This is a genomic window from Saccharopolyspora cebuensis, from assembly GCF_039542665.1.
GTDB classification, from domain to species: Bacteria; Actinomycetota; Actinomycetes; order Mycobacteriales; family Pseudonocardiaceae; genus Saccharopolyspora; species Saccharopolyspora cebuensis.
In genome coordinates this window covers 45,528-67,241 of record NZ_BAABII010000009.1, presented here as the reverse complement: position 1 = coordinate 67,241, position 21,714 = coordinate 45,528, and the positions used below count along the sequence as shown (strand labels likewise).

At 73.8% G+C, this 21,714-nt stretch carries 23 protein-coding genes; 16 read left to right on the top strand and 7 right to left on the bottom strand.

Annotated elements, in window-relative coordinates:
• Positions 1-59: 59 nt before the first annotated feature.
• Positions 60-2,348, top strand: a complete 2,289-nt coding sequence (gene metE, locus ABD976_RS14350) for a 5-methyltetrahydropteroyltriglutamate--homocysteine S-methyltransferase (RefSeq protein ID WP_345363173.1) — start codon at positions 60-62, stop codon at positions 2,346-2,348.
• Between the two features lie 60 nt (positions 2,349-2,408).
• On the opposite strand, the gene ABD976_RS14345 is transcribed toward metE, so the two are convergent.
• Positions 2,409-3,152 (bottom strand): SDR family oxidoreductase, encoded by a 744-nt coding sequence (locus ABD976_RS14345; RefSeq protein ID WP_345363171.1) that lies wholly within the window; start codon positions 3,150-3,152, stop codon positions 2,409-2,411.
• Positions 3,153-3,287: 135 nt separating this feature from the next.
• Between ABD976_RS14345 and ABD976_RS14340 the strand changes: the two genes are divergently transcribed.
• From ABD976_RS14340 to ABD976_RS14330, 3 genes are all read left to right on the top strand, one after another.
• The gene (locus ABD976_RS14340; protein ID WP_345363169.1) at positions 3,288-4,034 is read left to right on the top strand and encodes an IclR family transcriptional regulator; all 747 of its coding nucleotides are present in this window, start codon (positions 3,288-3,290) and stop codon (positions 4,032-4,034) included.
• A 152-nt stretch (positions 4,035-4,186) separates the two neighbouring features.
• Positions 4,187-4,759, top strand: a complete 573-nt coding sequence (idi, locus tag ABD976_RS14335) for an isopentenyl-diphosphate Delta-isomerase (RefSeq protein ID WP_345363167.1) — start codon at positions 4,187-4,189, stop codon at positions 4,757-4,759.
• A gap of 256 nt (positions 4,760-5,015) precedes the next feature.
• Positions 5,016-6,218 (top strand): cytochrome P450, encoded by a 1,203-nt coding sequence (locus ABD976_RS14330; protein WP_345363165.1) that lies wholly within the window; start codon positions 5,016-5,018, stop codon positions 6,216-6,218.
• A gap of 24 nt (positions 6,219-6,242) precedes the next feature.
• On the opposite strand, the gene ABD976_RS14325 is transcribed toward ABD976_RS14330, so the two are convergent.
• Entirely contained in the window at positions 6,243-6,422 is a 180-nt protein-coding gene (locus ABD976_RS14325) for a hypothetical protein (protein ID WP_345363163.1), read from the bottom strand.
• Positions 6,423-6,965: 543 nt separating this feature from the next.
• Here ABD976_RS14325 and ABD976_RS14320 point away from each other — a divergent pair.
• Positions 6,966-7,952 carry a TerC/Alx family metal homeostasis membrane protein gene (locus tag ABD976_RS14320; RefSeq protein ID WP_345363161.1) on the top strand — a complete coding sequence of 329 codons (987 nt, stop codon included), beginning with the start codon at positions 6,966-6,968 and terminating at the stop codon, positions 7,950-7,952.
• A 56-nt stretch (positions 7,953-8,008) separates the two neighbouring features.
• On the top strand, positions 8,009-8,449 hold the full coding sequence (locus ABD976_RS14315; RefSeq protein ID WP_345363159.1) for a universal stress protein: 441 nt from the start codon (positions 8,009-8,011) through the stop codon (positions 8,447-8,449).
• Positions 8,450-8,469: 20 nt separating this feature from the next.
• Here ABD976_RS14315 and ABD976_RS14310 read toward each other — a convergent pair whose 3' ends face one another.
• The 3 genes from ABD976_RS14310 to ABD976_RS14300 all read right to left on the bottom strand — a co-directional run bounded on the left by ABD976_RS14310 (position 8,470) and on the right by ABD976_RS14300 (position 11,274).
• On the bottom strand, positions 8,470-9,264 hold the full coding sequence (locus ABD976_RS14310) for an endonuclease I family protein (RefSeq protein ID WP_345363157.1): 795 nt from the start codon (positions 9,262-9,264) through the stop codon (positions 8,470-8,472).
• 150 nt (positions 9,265-9,414) lie between these two features.
• On the bottom strand, positions 9,415-10,833 hold the full coding sequence (locus ABD976_RS14305) for a basic amino acid/polyamine antiporter (RefSeq protein WP_345363155.1): 1,419 nt from the start codon (positions 10,831-10,833) through the stop codon (positions 9,415-9,417).
• Between the two features lie 84 nt (positions 10,834-10,917).
• A complete protein-coding gene (locus tag ABD976_RS14300; RefSeq protein ID WP_345363153.1) occupies positions 10,918-11,274 on the bottom strand; it encodes a hypothetical protein in 357 nt (118 codons plus the stop codon).
• A gap of 361 nt (positions 11,275-11,635) precedes the next feature.
• Between ABD976_RS14300 and ABD976_RS14295 the strand changes: the two genes are divergently transcribed.
• The 10 genes from ABD976_RS14295 (at position 11,636) to cutA (ending at position 20,933) form a co-directional block, all read left to right on the top strand.
• Positions 11,636-12,961, top strand: coding sequence for a helix-turn-helix domain-containing protein (locus ABD976_RS14295; RefSeq protein WP_345363151.1), 1,326 nt, complete (start codon positions 11,636-11,638; stop codon positions 12,959-12,961).
• Positions 12,962-13,102: 141 nt separating this feature from the next.
• On the top strand, positions 13,103-13,387 hold the full coding sequence (locus ABD976_RS14290; protein WP_345363149.1) for a WhiB family transcriptional regulator: 285 nt from the start codon (positions 13,103-13,105) through the stop codon (positions 13,385-13,387).
• A 48-nt stretch (positions 13,388-13,435) separates the two neighbouring features.
• Positions 13,436-14,239, top strand: a complete 804-nt coding sequence (locus tag ABD976_RS14285) for a class I SAM-dependent methyltransferase (RefSeq protein WP_345363147.1) — start codon at positions 13,436-13,438, stop codon at positions 14,237-14,239.
• 269 nt (positions 14,240-14,508) lie between these two features.
• On the top strand, positions 14,509-15,567 hold the full coding sequence (locus tag ABD976_RS14280; protein WP_345363145.1) for an AI-2E family transporter: 1,059 nt from the start codon (positions 14,509-14,511) through the stop codon (positions 15,565-15,567).
• A gap of 65 nt (positions 15,568-15,632) precedes the next feature.
• Positions 15,633-15,998 (top strand): hypothetical protein, encoded by a 366-nt coding sequence (locus ABD976_RS14275; protein ID WP_345363143.1) that lies wholly within the window; start codon positions 15,633-15,635, stop codon positions 15,996-15,998.
• Positions 15,999-16,026: 28 nt separating this feature from the next.
• Positions 16,027-17,784, top strand: coding sequence for a non-homologous end-joining DNA ligase LigD (locus tag ABD976_RS14270; RefSeq protein WP_345363141.1), 1,758 nt, complete (start codon positions 16,027-16,029; stop codon positions 17,782-17,784).
• Positions 17,785-17,879: 95 nt separating this feature from the next.
• The gene (locus ABD976_RS14265) at positions 17,880-19,232 is read left to right on the top strand and encodes a cryptochrome/photolyase family protein (RefSeq protein ID WP_345363252.1); all 1,353 of its coding nucleotides are present in this window, start codon (positions 17,880-17,882) and stop codon (positions 19,230-19,232) included.
• Positions 19,229-19,369, top strand: a complete 141-nt coding sequence (locus tag ABD976_RS14260; protein WP_345363139.1) for a hypothetical protein — start codon at positions 19,229-19,231, stop codon at positions 19,367-19,369. The genes ABD976_RS14265 and ABD976_RS14260 overlap by 4 nt, the downstream gene beginning before the upstream one ends.
• Positions 19,370-19,606: 237 nt before the next feature.
• Positions 19,607-20,590, top strand: a complete 984-nt coding sequence (locus ABD976_RS14255; RefSeq protein WP_345363137.1) for a CobW family GTP-binding protein — start codon at positions 19,607-19,609, stop codon at positions 20,588-20,590.
• 25 nt (positions 20,591-20,615) lie between these two features.
• Entirely contained in the window at positions 20,616-20,933 is a 318-nt protein-coding gene (gene cutA, locus ABD976_RS14250; RefSeq protein WP_345363134.1) for a divalent-cation tolerance protein CutA, read from the top strand.
• A gap of 37 nt (positions 20,934-20,970) precedes the next feature.
• Here the strand turns inward: cutA and ABD976_RS14245 are convergent, their stop codons facing one another.
• Positions 20,971-21,225, bottom strand: coding sequence for a DUF3817 domain-containing protein (locus tag ABD976_RS14245; RefSeq protein ID WP_345363132.1), 255 nt, complete (start codon positions 21,223-21,225; stop codon positions 20,971-20,973).
• Between the two features lie 3 nt (positions 21,226-21,228).
• Positions 21,229-21,687, bottom strand: coding sequence for a DUF2269 family protein (locus ABD976_RS14240; RefSeq protein ID WP_345363130.1), 459 nt, complete (start codon positions 21,685-21,687; stop codon positions 21,229-21,231).
• Positions 21,688-21,714 lie beyond the last annotated feature (27 nt).

Below are 21,714 nucleotides of genomic sequence, written 5' to 3'. Positions count from 1 at the left end.
TCGCGCCCTGCGCTCTCCCGGTCTCGGACCCCTGTCGTCGAGCTCGCGAGGAGAGAGCGTTGACAACCACGATCGGTTCCACCGTGCTGGGCTACCCCCGGATCGGCCCCGACCGGGAGCTCAAACGAGCCCTGGAGCGCTACTGGGCCGGGCGGATCGGCGAGCCGGAACTCCGGGAGGTCGCCCGCGGTCTGCGGGTGGACACGTGGCGCTCGCTGCACGAGGCCGGACTGGATTCGGTGCCGGGCAACACGTTCTCGTACTACGACCAGGTGCTCGACACCGCGGTCGTCTTCGGTGCGGTGCCCGAACGGTTCACCGCGCTCGGGCTGAGCCCGCTGGACACCTACTTCGCGATGGCGCGCGGGGTGGAGTCCACGCCGCCGCTGGAGATGACCAAGTGGTTCGACACCAACTACCACTACCTCGTCCCGGAAATCGGCCCGGACACGCGGTTCTCGCTGTCCGATCAGTCCCCTGTGGACCAGTACCAGGAAGCCCTGGAAGCGGGCGTGACCACCCGCCCGGTGCTGGTCGGGCCGCTGACCTTCCTGCTGCTGTCCAAATCGGACGACCAGGCGCCGGAGTCGTTCCGCCCGCTGGACCGGCTCGACGACCTGCTGACCGCCTACGCCGAGCTGCTCGGTGAGCTGCACCGCGCGGGCGCGGAGTGGGTGCAGCTCGACGAGCCCGCGTTCGCCGCCGACCGCTCCCCCGCCGAGCTGGCCGCGCTGCGCGCCGCCTACCGGCGCCTGGGCGAGCTGACCGAGCGGCCGAAGATCCTGGCGGCCGGCTACTTCGGCGATCTGGGCGAGGCGCTCGGCGAGCTGGCCGCCACCCCGGTCGAGGCGCTGGCGGTGGACCTGGTCGCCGGGCGGTCGGCGCTGGACCGGCTCCCGTCGGTGCGCGGCCTGGCGGACAAGGCGCTGGTCGCCGGACTGGTCGACGGGCGCAACGTCTGGCGCACCGACCTGGACGGCGCGCTGTCCACCGCCGCGACCCTGCTGGGCCTGGCGGGCGAGGTCGCGGTCGGCACGTCCTGCTCGCTGCTGCACGTGCCCTACGACGTCGAGGCCGAGACCGCCGTGGACGCGCGGGTGGCGTCCTGGCTGGCCTTCGCGCGGCAGAAGGTCGACGAGGTCGTGGTCCTCGGCCGGGCGCTGCGCGACGGGCGCGAGGCGGTGGCCGACGAGCTCACCGCCGCCCGGCGCGCGGTCGCCGACCGGGCCGGAGCCGACTCGGTGCGCGACAACCGGGTCCGGGCCCGGCTGGACTCGCTGCGCCCGGAGCACGCGCGGCGCGGTGACTACGCCGGGCGGCAGGCGGCCCAGCAGCGGTCGTTGCGGTTGCCGCCGCTGCCGAGCACCACGATCGGTTCCTTCCCGCAGACCACCGACGTCCGCAAGGCGCGCGCGGCGCTGCGCGCCGGGCGCATCGACCCGGCGACCTACCAGCAGCGGATGCGCGACGAGATCGAGCGGGTGATCCGGGTGCAGGAGCGGCTCGGCCTCGACGTGCTGGTGCACGGCGAACCCGAGCGCAACGACATGGTGCAGTACTTCTCCGAGCACCTCGACGGGTTCGCCAGCACCGAGTTCGGCTGGGTGCAGTCCTACGGGTCGCGGTGCGTGCGCCCGCCGATCCTCTACGGCGACGTCTCCCGCCCCGCCCCGATGACCGTGGAGTGGGCCACCTACGCCCAGAAGCTCACCGAGAAGCCGGTCAAGGGGATGCTCACCGGACCGGTCACCATCCTGGCGTGGTCGTTCGTCCGCGACGACCAGCCGCTGGCCACCACCGCCGACCAGGTCGCCCTGGCCATCCGGGACGAGGTGGCCGACCTGGAAGCCGCGGGCATCCGGGTGGTCCAGGTGGACGAGCCCGCCCTGCGCGAGCTGCTGCCGCTGCGCGAGGCGGACCGGCCCGGGTACCTGGACTGGGCGGTGACGTCCTTCCGGCTGGCCACGTCCGGCATCGCCGACTCCACCCAGATCCACACGCACCTGTGCTACTCGGAGTTCGGCGACGTGATCGACGCGATCGTGGCGCTGGACGCCGACGTCACCAGCATCGAGGCGGCCCGATCCCGGATGGAGGTGCTCGACGACCTCAACGCGGTCGGCTTCGCCCGGGGCGTCGGTCCGGGCGTCTACGACATCCACTCGCCGCGGGTCCCGACCGCGGCGGAGGTCACCGACCTGCTGACGGCCGCGCTGGCCGCGGTGCCCGCCGAACGCCTGTGGGTCAACCCCGACTGCGGGCTCAAGACGCGGGGCTACACCGAGGTGGAGCAGGCGCTGGAGAACGTGATCACCGCGACCGCCGGGATCCGTCCGTCGCTGCGCTGATCACCCCCGTCGCGGGCGGGGCCGCCTCCCCCACCACTCGGCGGCCTCGCCCGCGACGGCTCAGCCGCGGCCGATGAAGGGCATCGCGGTCGCGGTGACGGTGAGGAACTGGACGTTGGCCGACAGCGGGAGCCCGGCCATGTAGAGCACGGCCTCGGCGACGTGCCGGACGTCGAAGGTCGGCTCGGCGCGGACCGTCCCGTCGGCCTGCGGGATCCCCTCGGCCATCCGGGTGGTCATCTCGGTGGCGGCGTTGCCGATGTCGATCTGCCCGCAGGCGATGTCGTGCTCCCGGCCGTCCAGCGAGATCGACTTGGTCAGCCCGGTGATCGCGTGCTTGGTGCTGGTGTAGCCGGCGCTGCGCGGGCGCGGGCTGTGCGCGGAGATCGACCCGTTGTTGATGATCCGGCCGCCGCGGGGCCGCTGGTCGCGCATCATCCGGAAGGCGTGGTGCGCGCACAGGAACGAGCCGGTCAGGTTCACCCCGACGACGCGCGCCCAGTCCGCCGGCTCCACCTCGCCGACCGAACCCGGCGCCCCGGACATCCCCGCGTTGTTGACCAGCAGGTCCAGCCGCCCGCAGCGCTCGCGAACGGCGTCGAACAGCGCCGCGACCGATTCCTCGTCGGCGACGTCGGTGGGCACCACCAGCGCTCCCGGCCGCCGGCCCGCCGTCTCGTCCAGCTTCTCGGCCCGGCGCCCGGCCAGCACCACCCGGTAGCCCGCCGCCAGCAGCGCGCGGGCGATCGCCCGCCCCACCCCGGACCCCGCTCCGGTCACCACGGCCACTCGCACGTCGTCCATCGGACCTCCCGCTCCCGCGCTCGCCTCGCGTGCCGTCTGCGTTGATACCCCGAACGGGCCGCGATCGGCCATCCCGGCACCGGGCTATGGTGGGGGTTCCCACCCGGCAGCCGGACAGAGGCGGTGCGCGACGTCGTGAGCGAATCAGCGGGCCGGTCCCGCGCGGGCGCCGCGAAGGAGCACCGGACGGTCAGCCGGGTCACCACGATCCTGGAGGCGGTGGCCGCCGATCCCCACGGCGTCCGGCTCAACGTGCTCGCCGGGGTGCTCGACGCGCCGAAGACGTCGGTGCACGGCTTGGTGAAGGGCCTGGTCGCCAACGGTTACCTGCACGAGCACGACGGCGCCTACCTGCTCGGCCCGGCGGTCGGCGCGCTGCTCGCCCCGCCCGGCAACCCGCTGATCGACGCCGCGCGCCCGCACATGCGCGACCTGCGCGAGCGGTTCGACGAGACCGTGATGCTGGGCGCGCTCGTCGGGGACTCCGTGGTGTACCTGGACACCATCGAGTCGACCCAGCTCATCCGCTACTCGGCCCCGCTGCGCAAGCGCAGGCCGATCTACCCGACCAGCACCGGCAAGTGCCTGCTCGCCCACCTGCCCGCGCCGCACCGCGACGAGTACCTGCGCGCCCACGTCGCCGACCCGGCGGAGCGGGACCGGGTGGCGCGGGAGCTCGACGAGGTCCGCACCGAGCGGGTGGCCCGCAACCGGGGTGAGACCGTGCCCGACGTCTCCGCGGTGGCGGGCATCGTGCCCTCCGCCCAGCCCCTCGCCTCGGTGGCGATCGCGGGCCCGACCACGCGCGTCGCGGACCGGCTCGACGAGATGGCGGCGGCGGTCCGGGAGGCGACCACCGCGATCAGCTACCGGCTGCGATGACCGCGCCCGCCGGGTCGTACTTTCGGTGCGTTCCGGCGCTGCGGGGATGCCCGCGCTGATCTTCCGAGGTTAACCTGACGCCCGTTCCGCACGACCGTCCATGATCGTAAAGTGGTGCGGTCGTACCGCTACGCCCGAAGGAGGTTCCCGCCGTGGAACAGGTGGTTCTGCTCGACGACTCCGGTGAGGCGGTCGGTGTCGCGGACAAGGCGGGGGTGCACCACCGGGAGACCCCGCTGCACCTGGCCTTCTCCTGCTACGTCTTCAACGGGCGCGGCGAGTTCATGCTGACCCAGCGCGCCCACCACAAGCGGACCTGGCCGAGCGTGTGGACCAACACCTGCTGCGGGCACCCGGCCCCGGGCGAACCGCTGCCGGAAGCGATCACCCGGCGCCTCGGCGAGGAACTCGGGCTGGCGGTGCGGGACCTGGCGCTCGCGCTGCCCCGCTTCCGCTACCGGGCGGTGATGGACAACGGCGTGGTGGAGAACGAGATGTGCCCGGTGTTCTTCGCCTTCACCGATGGCGAGGCCAGCCCGAACCCGGACGAGGTCGACGCGGCGCGGTGGGTGCCGTGGAAGGAGTTCAGCGCCGACGTGCTCGCCGGACGCGCCGGGGTGTCCCCGTGGTGCGTGCAACAGGTCGAGCAGCTCGCCGAGCTGGGACCGGACCCGGCGCAGTGGACGGCGGGCGACCCGGCGGAGCTGCCCGCGGCGGCCCGGTAGCCGACCCGCCGGGGTCGGGGACGCCGACCAGCGCCGACCCGGCGCGAGGTGCCGACCGGCGGCCTCCGCCGCTGCCGGATTTCCCTCCCGGAGACCGCGGGCTCCGGCACGCCGTCGCTTCTGTCTACAGTGGATCGTCGCCGTCCGGGCGGGCCGCCCGGGCACGGCGCGTGATGATCCGGCTGCCGTCCGTCGCCGAGCGTGACCTGGTACAAGGGTGCGTATCCGAAGCCCCGCAGCGAAGGGAACCGGCCGGATGCCGAGCGACAGCACGAACGCGCGCAAGATCGATCGCGGCGACGCACCCGGCGGCTGCCCGATCAGCCGCGGGGCCGACGGGGAGTGGGACGTCAGCGGCTACGCGGCGGCCCGCGCGGTGCTGCGCAGCGGCTCGACGGTGCAGGCGGGGCTGGGCGTCGAGACCGTCGAGCGGATGCCGGGCAGCATCCGCCGCCCGGTCCTCTACCGGGACGGTCCGGAGCACCGGGAGCACCGCAGGCAGACCGCCCGGTTCTTCACCCCGCGCCGGGTCGACGAGCACTACCGCGGCATCATGCGCCGCGTCACCGACGCCCAGATCGAGAAGTTGCAGCGCAACGGGCGCGCGGACCTCTCCTCGCTGAGCTTCAACCTGGCCATCGAGGTCGCCACCGCCGTCATCGGGCTGACCAACAGCCGCCCCGGCATCCAGGGGCGGCTGGAGCGGTTCTTCCCGGCGGAGTTCGGCAAGCCCGGGTTCACCAGCCTGCACGGCCTGTACTGGGTGCAGCGGCAGGCCGTCAACTGGCTCGGGATCTACCTCGGCGACGTCCGGCCCGCGATCAAGGCCCGGCGCGCGCGCCGGCAGGACGACCTCATCTCGCACCTGCTCGACGAGGGCTGCTCCGCCGCCGAGATCCTCGGCGAGTGCATCACCTTCGCGGCGGCGGGCATGGTGACGACCCGCGAGTTCATCAACCTCGCCGCGTGGCACCTGTTCACCGACGACGCGCTGCGCGAGCGGTACCTGGCGGGGGACGAACCGGACCGGCTGGCCGTGCTGCACGAGCTGCTGCGGCTCGAACCCGTCGTCGGCCACCTGCGCAGGCGGACCACCGAGCCGGTCGAGCTCGAGCAGGACGGCGAGCAGGTGACCATCCCGGCGGGCGAGGTGATCGACATCGCGGTCACCGAGACCAACGCCGACCCGGCGGCCGTGGGCGCGGAGCCGGAGCGGGTGTGCCCGGGCCGGTCGCTGAGCGGCGGGGCGGTGGCCAGCGGGCTGTCGTTCGGCGACGGCCCGCACAAGTGCCCCGGGGCGACCGTGGCGATCCTGGAGGCCGACACCTTCCTCACCACGCTGTTCGCGCTGCCCGGCATCCGGATGGACACGCCGCCCCAGGTGTCGATGAACGAGGCCATCGGCGGGTACGAGCTGCGCGGGATGGTGGTCGCCATCGGCAGCCGACCCGCGGCGTAGCCGCGGCGGCCCGGCAGCGCGGGTTCAGCTCCGGCTGACGACGTCGGCGGAGACGACGCCGGTGCTGCCGAGCTGGCGTTTCGGCCTGCGGACGCCCCACGGGCCGCGCAGGGCGATCAGGTCGATCGGCACCGGGCAGGCGCGGCCGCCCTCGGCGGGCGACTGCGGCGCGACGGCGTTGCCGGACACGACGTGACTGGGCACGATCCTCACCCCGGGTGTGACGGGAATTCAGCGGAATGCGCAGCAACAGGATGCGTGCTGCGATCTCATTGTGCCCCACGCCGCCGAGGCGGCCGCGACCGGGGCGGCGCCGACCGCGCCCAAGATCCACTTCCGACCAGCGACGATGCCCCGGCGGACCCCTCCGGAGCACCTCGTCGAGTCCACTGTGGATAGTCTTGGCGCCGGGCGCCGGACCGGGACGGTGCCGGATCGGCGGCACCGTCCCGACGCCCCGGCACACCCGTTCGAATTCACTCGAACGGAGCAGTCTCGGGCGGGGCGCCGACCAGTGGTCCGCGCCCGCCACGAGGTGCCCCGGAGGGCCACCCGCGGCACCCGGGCACCACCGGCCACAGTGGTCCCGCGCGCTGCTGTACAGCCCGTTCCGGACCCGGCTAGCCTCGCCGGAGGGGGGAGTACTCCGGTGCAGACCGGTCCGGTCAGGACGGACATCCACGATGTCCCCGGGCGGTCGCCCGCACGCGGGTGGAGGAGACCTCGAACGCCGTTCGAGGAGGTCCCGTGCAGCTCGCCGCACCGGCCGCGGACACCATCGGCTCGCCCTGGCTGTGGGGCATCAGCATCGCCGTGCTCCTGGCCCTGCTGGTGACCGACTTCGTGGTGACTCACCGGCCGCACAAGGTGACGCTGCGCGAGGCGATCGGCTGGACCGTCTTCTACCTGGCGCTGCCGGTGGCCTTCGGCGGGCTGCTCTGGCTGCTCTACGGCGGACCGGAGGCGCTGGAGTTCATCACCGGCTTCGTCGTCGAGAAGTCGTTGTCGGTGGACAACCTCTTCGTCTTCATGCTGCTGCTGGCGGCCTTCGCCGTGCCGGACGCGCTCCAGCAGCGGGTGCTGCTCTACGGGATCGTCGGCGCCCTGCTGCTGCGGGGCGTCTTCATCGCCGCCGGGGCCGCGCTGCTGCAGGCAGGCACCTGGGCGTTCCTGGTGTTCGGCGCGCTGCTGTTCCTCACCGCGCTGCGCATCCTGCGCGAGGCCGCGTCGGGCGGCGGGTTCGACAAGGAGGTCTCGGAGCTGCGCTCGGTGCGGCTGCTGCGGCGGGTGTTCCCGGTGACCGACGAGTACCACGGCACCAAGCTGCTGACCCGGGTCGACGGGAAGCGGGCGCTGACCCCGCTGATGGTCGTGGTGGTGGCCATCTTCGCCGCCGACGTGGTGTTCGCGGTCGACTCGATCCCGGCGGTCTACGGCATCACCGGCGACCCCTACCTGGTGTTCGCCACCAACGCCTTCGCCCTGCTGGGGCTGCGGGCGCTGTACTTCGTGCTGCACAAGGCGCTGTCCCAGCTCACCCACCTCAACCACGGGCTCGCCGTCATCCTGGCGTTCATCGGCGTGAAGCTGGTGCTGCACTGGGCGCACGGCATCTGGCCCGCCGTGCCCGAGATCCCGACGCTGCTGTCCCTGGCGGTGATCGTGGTGGTGCTGGGCACCGTCACGGCCACCAGCGTGTGGAGCAACCGCCGGGCCGCCCGCGGCCGGGGGTGACCGCGTGGCGGCCGGGCGGCATCCGCCGCACCCTGGGGACGGGGGAGGGAGCAACGATGACCAACGAGCACCAGTACACCGTCGTGGTCGGCGTCGACGGGTCGCCCACGTCCCGGATGGCGCTGCGCTGGGGGCTCTGGCACGCCGGGCTGGCGGGCGGAGCGCTCACCGCCGTGATGGCCTGGGACATGCCGCTGCGCTACGGCTGGAGCGGCCCCGGCCTCGACGAGTTCGAGGACGACGCCGCCCGGGCGCTCGACGAGGTGGTCGAGAAGGTCGGCACCGTGGCGGGCACGGTGCCGGTCACCAAGCGCATCGGCCAGGGGCACCCGGCGAAGGTGATCATCGAGGTGGCCGGGAAGGTCGGGGCCGACCTGGTCGTCGTCGGCAACCGCGGGCACGGCGGGTTCACCGAGGCGATGCTGGGTTCGACCGGGCAGTACACCGTGCACCACGCGCACTGCCCGGTCGTCGTGGTCCGCGAATCGACCATCTGAGGTCCGGACCCGCCGCGCGCTCAGCCCCAGATGGCGCCGACCCACTCCGGGCGGTCGACGAAGGGGTTCCGGTTGTGCTGGAACCGCTCGTAGATCACGTCGTTGCGGCGCTGCTCGGCCGCGTCCGGCGGGTCCTGCCGGTGCCACTCGCGCAGCACCGACGAGCGCCCCAGGTACGGCGCGCTGCCGTTGTCGACCTGGTCGTTGAGCTCCAGGTCGGCGAAGCCGTCGGCACCCTCGTAGCGCACCGCCATGTAGAAGACCATCCGGGCCACGTCGCCCTTGACCTCGTCGCGCGGCTCCCACGAATCCGCGTCGGTGCGGTTGCCCGGCGCCTCGCCGACCTCGGAGCCGCCCAGGTCGAAGTCCTTGTTGCCCCGCTCGGAGTTGACCGTGACGTCGGTCGGCCGCAGGTGGTGGACGTCGGTGCCCGGCCCCGGCGCGGTGCCGAAGTCACCGTGCGACTTCGGCCAGACGTGCTCGCGGTTCCACTCGTCGGCACCGCCGCCGTTGCTGTCCTTGGAACGCGGCTCGCCCGAGTACAGCAGCGTGATGCTGGCGGCGTCGGCCGGGTGCTGGTCGGTGACCTTCAGCGCGTCCCAGACCTCGTCGTAGGTCAGCGTCGTGGTGCCGGTGCTGATGATCCGGTGCAGCGCGGTCTTGAGCTCCTCGCCGGTCTTGCCCTCCGCGTCCTGGTAGTAGTCCGCCACCGCGGCGGTGCCCGGCGCGGGCTCGGCGACGGCGACCGGCGGCGCACCGGCGGCGAGCGCGGCGCCGATCAGCAGCGGCAGCGGTTTCCAGCGGTTGATCGGCATCTCGTCCTCCCGGCCTGGGGGCGGCGTGGTCGCCGATCAGCCTGGCACGGGACGGCTCACCACCGGGTGAACCGGATGGAGCATTCCGATGTCGCGCAGGCGTATTCGGGGCGCGGTGGCGAGAACCCGCCACGTTTCCACTGTGGACCGTCATAGCGCGATCCAGCCCGCGGCCAGCGCCACCACGCCGACGACCGCGCCGAGCACCGAGGCCAGCAGGACCAGGACCTCGCGCGGCGCGAACAGCCGCCTGCCCCGCTCGCGGCGCGCCATCGCGAACAGGACGCTGGCCGGGGCGTAGACGATCAGCGACACCAGCAGGAACTTCGGTCCGGCGGCGTAGAGCAGGAACACCGTGTAGAGCGTCGCGAGCACGGCCACGACCAGCTCGCGCGCCCGGCGCGGCGGGCGCGACCACGCCAGCCGCACCGCGTACCCGGCGGCGAGCAGGAACGGGATCAGGGTGAGCGAGCTGGTCAGGCCGAGCGCGAAATTGAACGCGTCCGCGGAGAACAGGGTGACGACCAGCATCACCTGGACCAGCACCGCGGTCAGCAGCAGCGCCGCGGTGGGGACGTCCTCGCGGCCGGTGCGCTTGAGGAACCGCGGCATGTCGTCGTCCCGCGCGGCCACGAACAGCACCTCGGCGGCCATCAGCGTCCAGGCCAGGTAGGCGCCGAGGACGGCGACGACGAGCGCGACCCCGACGAACGCGCTGCCCCACGGCCCGACCTCCGCGGCCAGCACCCCGGCCATCGACGGCTGCCGCAGCTCCGCGATCCGCTCGCGCGGCAGGATGCCGTAGGAGACGATCGTGACCGAGGCGAACACCGCCAGCACCGACAGCAGGCCGAGCACCGTCGCCCGGCCGACGTCCTCGCGGCGCCGCGCGTGCCGGGAGTAGACGCTGGCCCCCTCGACGCCGAGGAACACGAACACGGTCACCAGCATCGTGCCCCGGACCTGCTCGAACAGCGGACCGGCCGCCGCACCGCCGGAGACGTTGGCCGCGAAGACCGCCGGGTCCAGCGCGAACAGCGCCAGCAGCACGAACACCAGGATGGGGACGAGCTTGGCGATGGTGACGATCCGGTTGATCGCCGCCGCCTCCCGCACGCCGCGCCGGACCAGGGCGTGGAACGACCAGACACCGGCGCTGGCCAGCAGGACGGCCAGCGGGGTGTCGCCCTCGCCGAGGCCCGGTACCGCGGCGCCGAGCGTGGACATGATCAGCACCCAGTAGGTCACGTTGCCCACGCAGGCGCTGGCCCAGTACCCGAAGGCCGCGAAGAAGCCGAGGTACTCGCCGAAGCCGGCTTTGGCGTAGGCGTAGACGCCCGCGTCGAGGTGGGGTTCGCGCACGGCGAGGGTCTGGAAGACCAGGGCGAGCATCAGCGTTCCCGCGCCGGCGACCGCCCACGCCACCAGCGCCCCGGCCACCCCGGTCTCCTCGGCGAACCGGCTCGGCAGCGAGAACACCCCGGCGCCGACCATGGACCCGACGACCAGCCCGGTCAGGGTGAGCGCGGAGAGCCGCTGGGCCCCCTCCCCCGCTTCGGTGCCCGCCATCGCCCCCTCCTCGGCGGCTCCGGTCGACCGCGCCCCCATTGTCGGCGGATCGGCGGGTTCCGCACCCGCAGGACGGCGGGCGGCTCACCCGGCGCCCACCGCGCCCGGCCCGCCGGTGGGCAGCCACAGCCCGGACCGCGCCCGCCCGGTGCGCCCCGGTGCGCCGGGCTCCCCGGGTTCGGGCAGGTCGAGCAGCGCGTTGATCGCCGTGACCGCGTCCCCGCTGCTGCTCCACACGACTTCCTCGGCCTCCACCGCGCTGTCCAGCACCGCCCGGGTGGCCACCGCGTCGTGCTCGTCGTTGATCTGGATGCGGTCGTAGTACTCGGCCCACCCGTAGGTGCCGATCACGGCGCAGATGCGATCCTCCCGATCCGAGAGCTGCAAGAACCGGTAGCCGCGCGCGACCAGGGCGCGCAAGCCGTCGTCAACGCTGTGCATCTCAGCTTCTCCCCGTCGACCGTCCGGGACCAGGGCGGCAGGCGCCAGCGGTGCGCGCCCGCCGCTGCCGCGGGGGTGGGAGACCGGGCCGGAGGACGACCGGCGGAGCACGCGGTTCCGCTCCCCCGCGATCGGTGCGCGGGCCGATGGCATCGGGGGACCACCGGCCCGCCGATCCAGCCTCGCGCCTGCCCGGCGAAGCGGGAACAGCGTTCCGGTCGCCGGTTCACCAGGCCGCGAGATCGGCGTCGGAGGCGGTGGCGAACTCGGAGATCTACTCGGAGACTTGCCCGGAGATCACTCCGGCCGCGCGCTCGCGAACTACCCTTCGAACACGACCGAGCACCGAGAGGCAGTCGTGATGCCCGCGACCAACGGCAGACTCGTGGCCGCCCGGACGGCGGCCATGTTGACGCAGGAGTCCCTGGCCGGTTTGGCGAACGCGCAGGTCGAACGCGACACCGGCAAACCGGGCGCGATGGACGCCGACTACGTCAGCAAGCTCGAGCGCGGGGTGCACCACTGGCCGGGCAAGGACTACCGGCGGGCGCTGCGCACCGTGCTGGGCGCGTCCGAAGACCGCGATCTCGGCTTCTACTCCACGCGGAGCAAGGCGGCTACGGTCGTCGGTGATCCAGCAGAGGCGGCCCAAGGGAGCGACGACGTGAAGCGGCAAGCATTCCTCCGGGCGCTGGCGGCCACCGCGGCCGGGATGGCGGTCGGTGACCCGGTGGCCGAGGCGGTGGGCCGCGCCGGCAGCGGCGACACGCCCGCGCGGGTCGGAGCCACCGAGGTGGAGCAGGTCGACCACGCGATCGAGCTGTTCGGCGAGTGGCAGGACCTCTACGGCGGCGGCGTCTGCAAGGACGCGCTGGCCGGGCAGGTCCGGTGGGCCACCTCGCTGCTCGGCGCCCAGGCCACCGAGAAGGTGCGCAACCAGCTCTACCGCTCCGTCGGGTTCCTCGTCGACATCGCGGGCTGGGGCGCGTTCGACGCGGGGCACCACGACACCGCGCGCTCCTACTTCCGGCTCGCGCTGGGCTGCGCCGAGCAGGCCGACGACTGGGGGTTGCGCGCCAACGTGCTCTCCGACATGGCGCGCCAGGCGATCTACGTGAACCGGCCGGACGACGGCCTGAGCCTGATCGAGCTGGCCCAGGTGCGGCAGGACCGGCAGACGCCGACGGTGCGCTCGATGCTCGCCACGGTGCACGCGCGGGCCCTGGCGAAGGTGGGCCGCGGGGAGGACTGCTACCGGGCGGTGATGGGCGCCGAGGACTCCTTCGGCGACCGCCGGGTCGGCGACGACCCGCCGTGGATCACCTACTTCAACTCCGCCGACCTCGCGGGGGACACCGGGCACGCGCTGCTGGACGTGGCGCTGGACGGCGAGCACGTCGACGCCGCCCGGGACCGGTTGCGCCGATCGGTGGACACCTATTCCCAGGCCCAGGCCCGCGCCCGGGCGTTCTCGCTCGGCAAGCTGGCGATCCTGGAGCTCTCGGTCGGTGACGCGGACCGAGGGGTCGACTACGGCGAGCAGGCCCTGGCCGCCGAGGCACCGCTGAAGTCCCAGCGCGCGCGGGACGACCTCGCCGAACTCCGCAAGGCGCTGCGGGCCCGGCGCGAGGTCCCCGGCGCCCCGGAGCTGCGCTCCCGGCTCACCCGCGCGCTGCGCTCCGCCTGAACGGCGCTCCCGCGGGAGCGCGGGCCGCGTGCCGACCACCATCGCGGCGGTGTTCGAGTCCGACGATTCGCACACCGATCTCTGGGTAACCCGGTCGTGGGACGCACAGATCGGATTCCCGTTCCCGCGGAGGTGATGACGATGAACAAGACGGCCCGCTTGCCCAGGCCGGTGGTCGACTCGTACCAGTGGCAGCTCGACGCCGCGTGCAGGCACGAGGAGACCAGCCGGTTCTTCCACCCGGACAACGAGCGCGGGTCCGCTCGGCACAACCGGGAGCGGCGGGCCAAGGAGGTCTGCTTCGAGTGCCCCGTGATGCAGCAGTGCCGGGCGCACGCGCTGAACGCGCGCGAACCCTTCGGGGTCTGGGGCGGGCTCGGCGAGCTCGAACGCCGGGACATGCTCGCGGGTGACCGGGCGGCCTGATCGGCGCACGTCCAACCCCGCACGGCACGAGCAGCAGGAGGCGCCGCGGTGCCCGACGACGAACTCACCCCGGTCGAGCGGACCGCGCTGCTGACGCTGTCCGCGCGGGCCTGGGACGCCCGGCACGTCAGCCCGGTGCTCGGTGACGCGATGGCCGAACAGGTGCTCGGTGCGCTGGGGTCCGCCCCGGAGCACTGGCGGATGACCTCGGCCGCCGTCGCGGAGATCGCGCTGCGCACCTCGATGCTCGACGACGCGGTGCGCGGGTTCGCGGTCGAGCACCCCGACGCCGTGGTGCTCGACCTGGGTGCCGGGTTCGACGCCCGCGCCCAGCGGGTCGACCCGCCCGACGGCGTCGACTGGTACGACGTGGACCTCCCCGCGGTGGCGCGGCTTCGGGAGCGGTCGTTGCCCGCCCGCACCGGGAGCCGCGCGGTCGGCGCTTCCGTGGCTGAATCCGGGTGGGCGGAGCCGATCCCGACCGGACGCCCGGTGGTGGCCGTCGCCGACGGGCTGCTGCCCTTCCTGACCGAGCAGGAGATCGCCGTGCTCCTGCTCGCGCTGACCGACCGCTTCGGCACCGGCGAACTCCTCGTCGACGACTCCCGGTGGCCACCGCTGGGCGCCTGGCCGAGCCCGTCGATCCGCGGCGTGGCCCGCCGCCCCGCGGGGATCGAGGACCCGCGCGCCCTGGAGCGCTGGAACCCCCGGATGCACTGGGTCGAGGAGCGTCCCCTGGTGCACGAACCGGAGGTGGCACGGCTCCCGCCGGTGCCGCGCCACCTGGCCCGCGCCGCGACGCACTTCCCGGCCGCCGCGCGCACCGCCCGCGTGCTGCGCTACCGGTTCTGAGGACCGCTTTCGCCAATGGTCTGCGTGGCGGTGCCGGTAGCGGAACCTCAGCGGCCTGCTCGCTCCGGGAGCCGTTCGGCGATGTACCCACCTCGTACACGGCGTCACGGCTGTCCTCGCGAGAAGACCGCTGAGCGGTCACGTCCGAGCACGGGCCGCGGTGCAAGTTGCGTGCTTCACCGCAATGCGGCTCCGCCGCATTCTGAAAAGCCCCCTGAGGCGCGCGGCCCGGCGTTTGGGGATCAGCGCCTGCGGTCATCCCAGCGAGGATGGACGAACTCGACGGGGCGCGCGCGGCGATCCCGGAGGGGGTGCGCATCGCGGCGGCCTGGAGCTGGCGGCTGCTGCTGCTCGTCGGCGTGTTCGTCGTGTTGTGGCGGGCGGGCTCGGCGATCTCCCAGGAACTGCTCGTCGTCGCGGTCGCGGTGCTGTTCAACGCGCTGCTCGCGCCCGCCGTGAACTGGCTGGACGACCGCGGGGTGCACCGGACGCTCGCGGTCGTCCTGGTGCTGCTCGGCGGGCTGGCGCTGATCGGCGGGGTGCTCACCGTCGTGGTCCGGACCCTGGTCCGCGGCTTCGCCGGACTGCGCGGCCAGCTCCTGTCCAGCCTGGAGCACCTGCACCGCTGGCTGCTGGACGGTCCGCTGAACCTCAGCCAGCAGCAGCTCGACCGGGTGTTCAGCGGGCTGCCGCAGGCGCTGCACCTCGGCGGCGGGGTGACGGCGACGGCGGTGACCACGGCGGACGCGGTGCTGCGGCTGCTCGCCGGAGCGCTGCTGGCCCTGTTCACGCTGTTCTTCCTGCTCCGCGACGGCTCCCGGATCTGGCGGTTCCTGGTCTGCGTGCTGGTGCCCCGGCGGGCGCGGTGGCGGGTGCACCGCGCCGGCTGCGCGGGGTTCAGCACCCTGGTGGCCTACGTGCGGGCGACCGCGGCGGTGGCCTTCATCGACGGCGCGGGCATCGGCATCGGAGCTCTGGTGCTCGGCGTGCCGTTCCCGTTCGTCATCGCGATCACGGTGTTCCTCGGCGCGTTCGTGCCCTACATCGGTGCGGTGGTCACCGGCGGGCTGGCCGTGCTGGTGGCGCTGGCGGCGAACGGGATCGTGCCCGCGCTGATCATGCTGGCGGTGGTGGTCGGCGTGATGCAGCTCGAAGGGCACGTCCTGCAACCGCTGCTGCTCGGGCACGCGGTGCGGCTGCACCCGCTGGCGGTGGTGCTCAGCGTGACGGCGGGATTCACCATCGGCGGTGTCGGCGGCGCGGTGCTGGCCGTGCCGGTGGTCGCCACCGGAAACACGATCGTGCGGGCATTGCGCCGAAAACGGTGATCACGACGGGCTTTTCAGTCTTCCGGGCGACAGCGGGCACCGGTTCGCCGGTGAAGGATCGCGGCATGACGAGAGTCAACCCGATCGAAGCGCTCTACCGGGCTCGGGACGCCCTGGAACTGGCCGCCGCCGAGCAGGCCCGGCAGGCCGAACCGACTCCCGACCAGCTCTCGGCCTACGGATCGGCGATCGTCTCCACCCTCGCGGCGGCGGGTGAGCTGGCCACCGTCCTGGCCGGTCAGGTCGCCGACTACGACGAGCAGCGCCTGCGCGAGCAGGCCACCCAGAACCACCCCGCCGACAAGCTGCGCGCGGCCCTGTCCCACCTCACCGCCTTGCAGGAGGTGCTGGCCAACGCCCTCGTCGACGCCAGGCACTACTGGACCGCGGCGGCGGGCATGCACGACGACCTCCAGGCCGACCGGGAATGAGCACCGGCGCCTCGGGTACCCGGCGGGAATGGGAAGCGAACGGCTGACCGAATACCGGCGCAAGCGCGACTTCGACCGCACCGCCGAGCCGTCCGGGAAGGAGGCGTCCCGGGCGTCGGGTCACCGCTTCGTGGTGCAGCGGCACCGCGCCAGCAGGCTGCACTACGACCTGCGGCTGGAACTCGACGGCGTGCTGGTGAGCTGGGCGGTGCCCAAGGGGCCGACGCTGGACCCGAAGGCCCGCCGGATGGCGGTGCACGTCGAAGATCACCCGATCGAGTACGTCGACTTCGAAGGCGTCATCCCCGAGGGCGAGTACGGCGGCGGCGACGTCATCGTCTGGGACCGGGGCACCTGGCAACCCGTGGACGGCGCCGACCCGGCGCGCGCGCTCGACGACGGGAACCTGCACTTCGACCTGCACGGCGAGAAGCTCAGCGGCCGGTTCGTGCTGGTCCGCCCCGGCGGGAACCGCGATCCGAAGCAGTGGCTGCTGCTGCACAAGAAGGACGACGACGCCGCGACCGGGTGGAACCCCGAGGAGCACCCGCAATCGGTGAAGACCGGGCGGACCAACGACGAGGTGGCCGCCGACCCCGAGGCGATGTGGCGGACCGACCGGCCCGCCGAGTCCGCGGAGACCCCGGTGCGCCGCGGCGGCGGCAAGGGCGGCGGGAAGGGCGGCGGCCGCGGGGGCAGCACGACCGTGAGCGGCGGCGCGGCGCGGCAGTCGACGACCGCCTCCGGGAAGCGGCGCACCGGGACCCGCGACCGCTCCGGTGGACGCGGCGGGAAGGGCGGCGGCTCGTCGAAGGCGAGCGGCCGGGGGCGGCGCTGGAAGCCGCCGACGGCCGCGCAGCTCCGCGCGCTGGACGAGCTCGGCGGCAAGGGCCGCTGGCACGTCGACGGCCGCGACCTGGTGCTGACCAACCTGGACAAGGAGCTGTTCCCGGGCCGGGACGGAGCTCCTCCGGTGACCAAGCGCGACCTCATCCGCTACCACGCGCTGATCGCCCCGGTGATGCTGCCGTACCTGGTGGACCGCCCGCTCAACAGCCACCGCTTCCCGCAGGGCGTGGGCGAATCCGGGTTCTGGCACAAGGAGTACCCCGAGCACGCCCCGGAATGGTTGCGGCGCTGGCACTACCCCGCCGCCGACGCCGACGAGACGCAGGACTACATCGTCCCGGACAGCGTCGCGGCGCTGGCCTGGCTGGCGAACTGGGCGGCGCTGGAACTGCACCCGTGGTCCTCCCGCGCCGACGACGTCGACCACCCGACCTGGGCGCTGTTCGACATCGACCCCGGCTCCCGGACCACCTTCGAGGACGTGCTGGTGCTGGCGCGGCTGCACCGCACCGCGCTGGACCACCTCGGCGTCGTCGGCAAGCCGAAGGTGACCGGGCAGCGCGGCATCCAGATCTGGGTGCCGGTGGAGCCGCGCTACACCTACGCCGAGACGCGGGCGTGGGTGGAGTCGGTGTCGCGCGCGGTCGGCAACGTGGTCCCGGAGCTGGTGAGCTGGGCGTGGCGCAAGGGCGATCGGCGTGGCCTGGCCCGGCTCGACTACACCCAGAACGTGATCAACAAGACCCTGGTCGCGCCCTACAGCGCCCGGCCGGCCCCCGGCGCCCCGGTGTCGGTCCCGCTGGAGTGGGACGAGCTCGACGATCCGGACCTGGCACCGGACCGCTGGACGGTGCGGGACGTCCTCGACCGGGTGCGGGAGGTCGGCGATCCCTTCGCCAGCCTGCTCGACGCGCAGCAGCGGCTCCCGCCACCGTGAGCGGTCCGCACCGCGGCGTGGAACCATGCGACCCGACACCGGCCCGATCCGACAGCGGCCCGACCCGACACCGGCCTCGGGAGGAGGCGGTCCGACTGAGCACGGCGATCGCGCTGTTCACCAGGAACCTGCGGGTGCACGACAACCCCGTGCTGCACGCGGCGGCGCGGGCGGAGGCGGTGGTGCCGCTGTTCGTGCTGGACCGGGCCGTCCTCGACGGCCCCTTCCACCGCCCGAACCGCGCGCGCTTCCTGCACGACTGCCTGACCGACCTGCGGGACCGGCTGCGCGAGCTGGGCGGTGCGCTGGTGGTGCGCGACGGCGACCCGGCGACCGAGGTGGCGCGGCTGGCCGAGGAGGTCGGCGCCGACGCCGTGCACGTCGCCGCCGACGTCAGCGCGCACTCCTACGCCCGCGAGGAGGCGCTGCGCGCCGCGCTGCCCGACGGGCTGCTGCACGTCCACGACGACGTGGTCACCGCCCGCGCACCGGGCCTCGTCACCCCGTCGGGCAACGACCACTTCGCGGTGTTCACCCCGTACTTCCGGCGCTGGCAGGAGGCACCGCTGCGCCGGGTCGTGCCGGTGCCCGACGCGATCCGGTCGCCCCGGGTGCGCCGCGGCGGCCTGCCCTCCCGGAACGAGCTGATCGCCGGCTCGCCGTCCCCGGACCTGCCGGCCGGGGGCGAGACGCGGGCCCGCGAGCGGATGGCGGAGTGGTACCGCGACGGCGTCGCCGACTACGCCTCCGGGCAGGACGACCTCGCCGCCGACGCCACCTCGCGGCTGTCCCCGTACCTGCACTTCGGCTGCCTGTCCCCGGTGGAGCTCGTGCGGCGCGCGGGGACCGGCGACCCGGAACGGGCGTTCGTCCGGCAGCTCGCCTGGCGGGACTTCCACCACCAGGTGCTGGCCGCGCGCCCCGGTGCGCACGACCGCGACTACCGCACCCACCACGACCGGTGGCGCGCGGACCCGGACGCGTTGCGGGCCTGGCAGGAGGGGCGCACCGGGGTGCCGATCGTGGACGCCGGGATGCGCCAGCTCGCCGCCGAGGGCTGGATGCACAACCGGGCGCGGCTGATCACCGCCAGCTTCCTGACCAAGTCGCTGTACCTGGACTGGCGGCTGGGCGCCCGGCACTTCGAGGACCTGCTGGTCGACGGCGACGTGGCGAACAACCGGATGAACTGGCAGTGGGTCGCCGGGACTGGCACCGACACCCGGCCCAACCGGGTGCTCAACCCGGTGCGGCAGGCCCAGCGCTACGACCCGCGCGGCGACTACGTGCGCCGCTACGTGCCGGAACTCGCCGAGGTGCCCGCCGCGCGGGTGCACGACCCGCACCGGCTCGGCGAGGACGAGCTCGACCGCCTCGGCTACCCGCCGCCGCTGGTCGACCTCGCCGAGGCCACCGAGCGGTTCCGCCGCGCCCGGGGCAAGGCATGACGCTCGCCGACCAGGTGCGCGCGGTGCTCCGGGAGCGCGCGGCCACCGACCCGGCCGCGGCGCAGGCCGAATTCCGCGAACCGGTCGAACAGCACGGCGCGGCGGCGGTGGCGACCGCGGTGGTCGTCGAACGCTGATCAGCGCGGCGGCAGTGGTCGACCGCACCGCGGCCGACCGCCGTTCCGGGTCGACCCGGCGGTGCGCCTGGAGCGCCACGCACGCGGCCCGCCGCGGGCACCGGGCGTCGGCGGGCACCGGGGCATCGGCGGGCACCGGGGCGTCAGCGGGCACCGGGGGACCGCGCCGCCCGTGGTCGGCGCGGCCTAGACTCGCCGCCGGAGCCGAGAGGTCGAGGGCGGGGAGGCGATCGCGCGGTGTCCCGGAAGAAGGTGCCGGTGCTCGTCGTCGCGGGATTCCTGGGCGCGGGCAAGACGACGCTGCTCAACCACCTGCTGCGCCACCCGCGGGGCGCGCGGATCGGCGTGGTGGTCAACGACTTCGGCAAGATCGGCATCGACGCGATGAGCGTGGCCGGGCAGGTCGACGCCGCGGTGTCGTTGAGCAACGGGTGCCTGTGCTGCGCCGTCGACCCGGAGGGCCTCGACGAGATGCTGGGTCGGCTGACGCGGCGGCCCATCGACGTGGTGGTCGTCGAGTCCAGCGGGCTGGCCGATCCCCGGGTGCTGATCAAGATGCTGCTCAACAGCACCGACGAGCGGATCAGCTACGGCGGCCTGGTCGAGGTCGTCGACGCCGCCGAGTTCGCGACCACCCGCCGCGACCACCCCGAGCTCGACGGGCACCTGCGGTTCGCCGACCTGGTGCTGCTGAACAAGGCCGACCGGGCCGCCGACCTCGACGGCGTGCTGCGGCTGGTGCGCGAGCTCGCCGGGGGCACCCCGGTGCTGCCGACCAGCCACGGGCGGGTCGACCCGGAGCTGCTGGTCGACGCCCGCGCGGCTCCGGTGGCCCAGCAGCTCTCGTTCGACGAACTGCTCGCCGACGACGAGGACGACCACCCGCACGCGGCCTACCAGAGCGTCGAGTTCAGCACCGCCGAACCGCTGCACCCGCGCCGCTTCATGCGCTTCCTGGACGAGCGGCCCGCCGGGGTCTACCGGATGAAGGGATTCGTCCACTTCGGACCAGCGGACCCGCGCGCGTTCTCGGTGCACACGGTCGGCAACTTCGTGCGCTTCGCGGCGACGCGCCGACCGGCGACCCCGGGCACCCACCTGGTGCTGATCGGCGCGGGCATCGACGCCGACCGGTTGCACGCCGACCTCGCCGCGTGCCGGGGCGTCCCGGACGACACCGACGAGCACGCCATGCTCGACGTCCTGCGCTACCTCCGCTGACGCCGGCGGCCGATAGCCTGGGCGCATGGGTGATTACGTGCAGGTCGTGACCACGACCGACTCCGAGGAAGCCGCCGCGGCGCTGGCCCGCGGGATCGTGGAATCCAAGACCGGCGCCTGCGTGCAGGTCGTGCCGATCCGCAGCTTCTACCGGTGGGACGGCGCCGTGCAGGACGACCCCGAGTGGCAGCTCCAGGTCAAGACGCCCGCCGGGCGGCTGGACGCGCTGGTGGCGCACATCCAGGAACACCACGGCTACGACGTACCGGAGATCATCGCCACGCCGATCACCGGCGGCGGCGAGGCCTACCTGCGCTGGCTGGACGACGAGACCCGGCCCTGACCGACGCGCGCGCCCCCGCGGCCGGTCGCGGCGCCGCTCAGCACCCGCCCGGCGCCGGGGCGCGGTCGAGCCGCCGCAGCGCGAGCAGGCCGCCGACCGCGGGCAGCAGCGCGAGGACCTTCGCCCCCGCGTCGGGCCACCGCCACGTCCCGAGGACGACGACCAGGTAGGCGCAGCCGTGCGCGGGCCCGAGCAGGGCGGACACCTGCGGGAGGTGCGCGGTGGCGAGGTTGGCCAGCATCAGCGCCAGCGTGACGAGTTCGGCCCGGGCGGCCCAGCGCAGCACCCGCACCGATCACACCCCCGTGGTGGAACCGGGGCGGACGATCATCAGCACGGTGACCACCGCCCACAGCAGGTTGAAGACGCCGGTGAGCACGGCCAGCCGCGCGGTGGTGCGCCGTTCCAGCACCGCGCCGGGCGCCTCGGCCGCCGCCAGGGCCGCGTCCTGCCGGGGCAGGACCAGCAGCCCCAGCACGACCGCGGCGATCCCGGTGAGCACCACCGAGGCGATCAGCCACGGGTCGCCGAGCACCCCGAGGCTGCTCGCGGTGGCGAACCCGAGGACCGGGACGGCGAGGCCGACCAGGGCGTACACGCGGCAGATCCGGTGCACGGTGCGCAGCGCGGGCAGGGCGGCGCGGTCGGCGTGCGCGCGGCGCAGCACCGCCGGGAACATGCTGGCGGCGACGGCGACCGGGCCGATCGCGAGGATGGCGGCGAGGACGTGCAGGGACAGCAGGAGCTTCGGCATGGCGGGGGTTTCCTGGGAGTCGGGCGG

What these genes read in the sequence shown, in the direction of transcription:
- ABD976_RS14345 (WP_345363171.1), bottom strand. Translation starts at nt 3,152, where the DNA reads ATGGACGACGTGCGAGTGGCCGTGGTGACCGGAGCGGGGTCCGGGGTG.
- ABD976_RS14330 (WP_345363165.1), top strand. Translation starts at nt 5,016, where the DNA reads ATGCCGAGCGACAGCACGAACGCGCGCAAGATCGATCGCGGCGACGCA.
- ABD976_RS14315 (WP_345363159.1), top strand. Translation starts at nt 8,009, where the DNA reads ATGACCAACGAGCACCAGTACACCGTCGTGGTCGGCGTCGACGGGTCG.
- ABD976_RS14310 (WP_345363157.1), bottom strand. Translation starts at nt 9,264, where the DNA reads ATGCCGATCAACCGCTGGAAACCGCTGCCGCTGCTGATCGGCGCCGCG.
- ABD976_RS14305 (WP_345363155.1), bottom strand. Translation starts at nt 10,833, where the DNA reads ATGGCGGGCACCGAAGCGGGGGAGGGGGCCCAGCGGCTCTCCGCGCTC.
- ABD976_RS14300 (WP_345363153.1), bottom strand. Translation starts at nt 11,274, where the DNA reads ATGCACAGCGTTGACGACGGCTTGCGCGCCCTGGTCGCGCGCGGCTAC.
- ABD976_RS14295 (WP_345363151.1), top strand. Translation starts at nt 11,636, where the DNA reads ATGCCCGCGACCAACGGCAGACTCGTGGCCGCCCGGACGGCGGCCATG.
- ABD976_RS14290 (WP_345363149.1), top strand. Translation starts at nt 13,103, where the DNA reads ATGAACAAGACGGCCCGCTTGCCCAGGCCGGTGGTCGACTCGTACCAG.
- ABD976_RS14280 (WP_345363145.1), top strand. Translation starts at nt 14,509, where the DNA reads ATGGACGAACTCGACGGGGCGCGCGCGGCGATCCCGGAGGGGGTGCGC.
- ABD976_RS14275 (WP_345363143.1), top strand. Translation starts at nt 15,633, where the DNA reads ATGACGAGAGTCAACCCGATCGAAGCGCTCTACCGGGCTCGGGACGCC.
- ABD976_RS14270 (WP_345363141.1), top strand. Translation starts at nt 16,027, where the DNA reads ATGGGAAGCGAACGGCTGACCGAATACCGGCGCAAGCGCGACTTCGAC.
- ABD976_RS14260 (WP_345363139.1), top strand. Translation starts at nt 19,229, where the DNA reads ATGACGCTCGCCGACCAGGTGCGCGCGGTGCTCCGGGAGCGCGCGGCC.
- cutA (WP_345363134.1), top strand. Translation starts at nt 20,616, where the DNA reads ATGGGTGATTACGTGCAGGTCGTGACCACGACCGACTCCGAGGAAGCC.
- ABD976_RS14240 (WP_345363130.1), bottom strand. Translation starts at nt 21,687, where the DNA reads ATGCCGAAGCTCCTGCTGTCCCTGCACGTCCTCGCCGCCATCCTCGCG.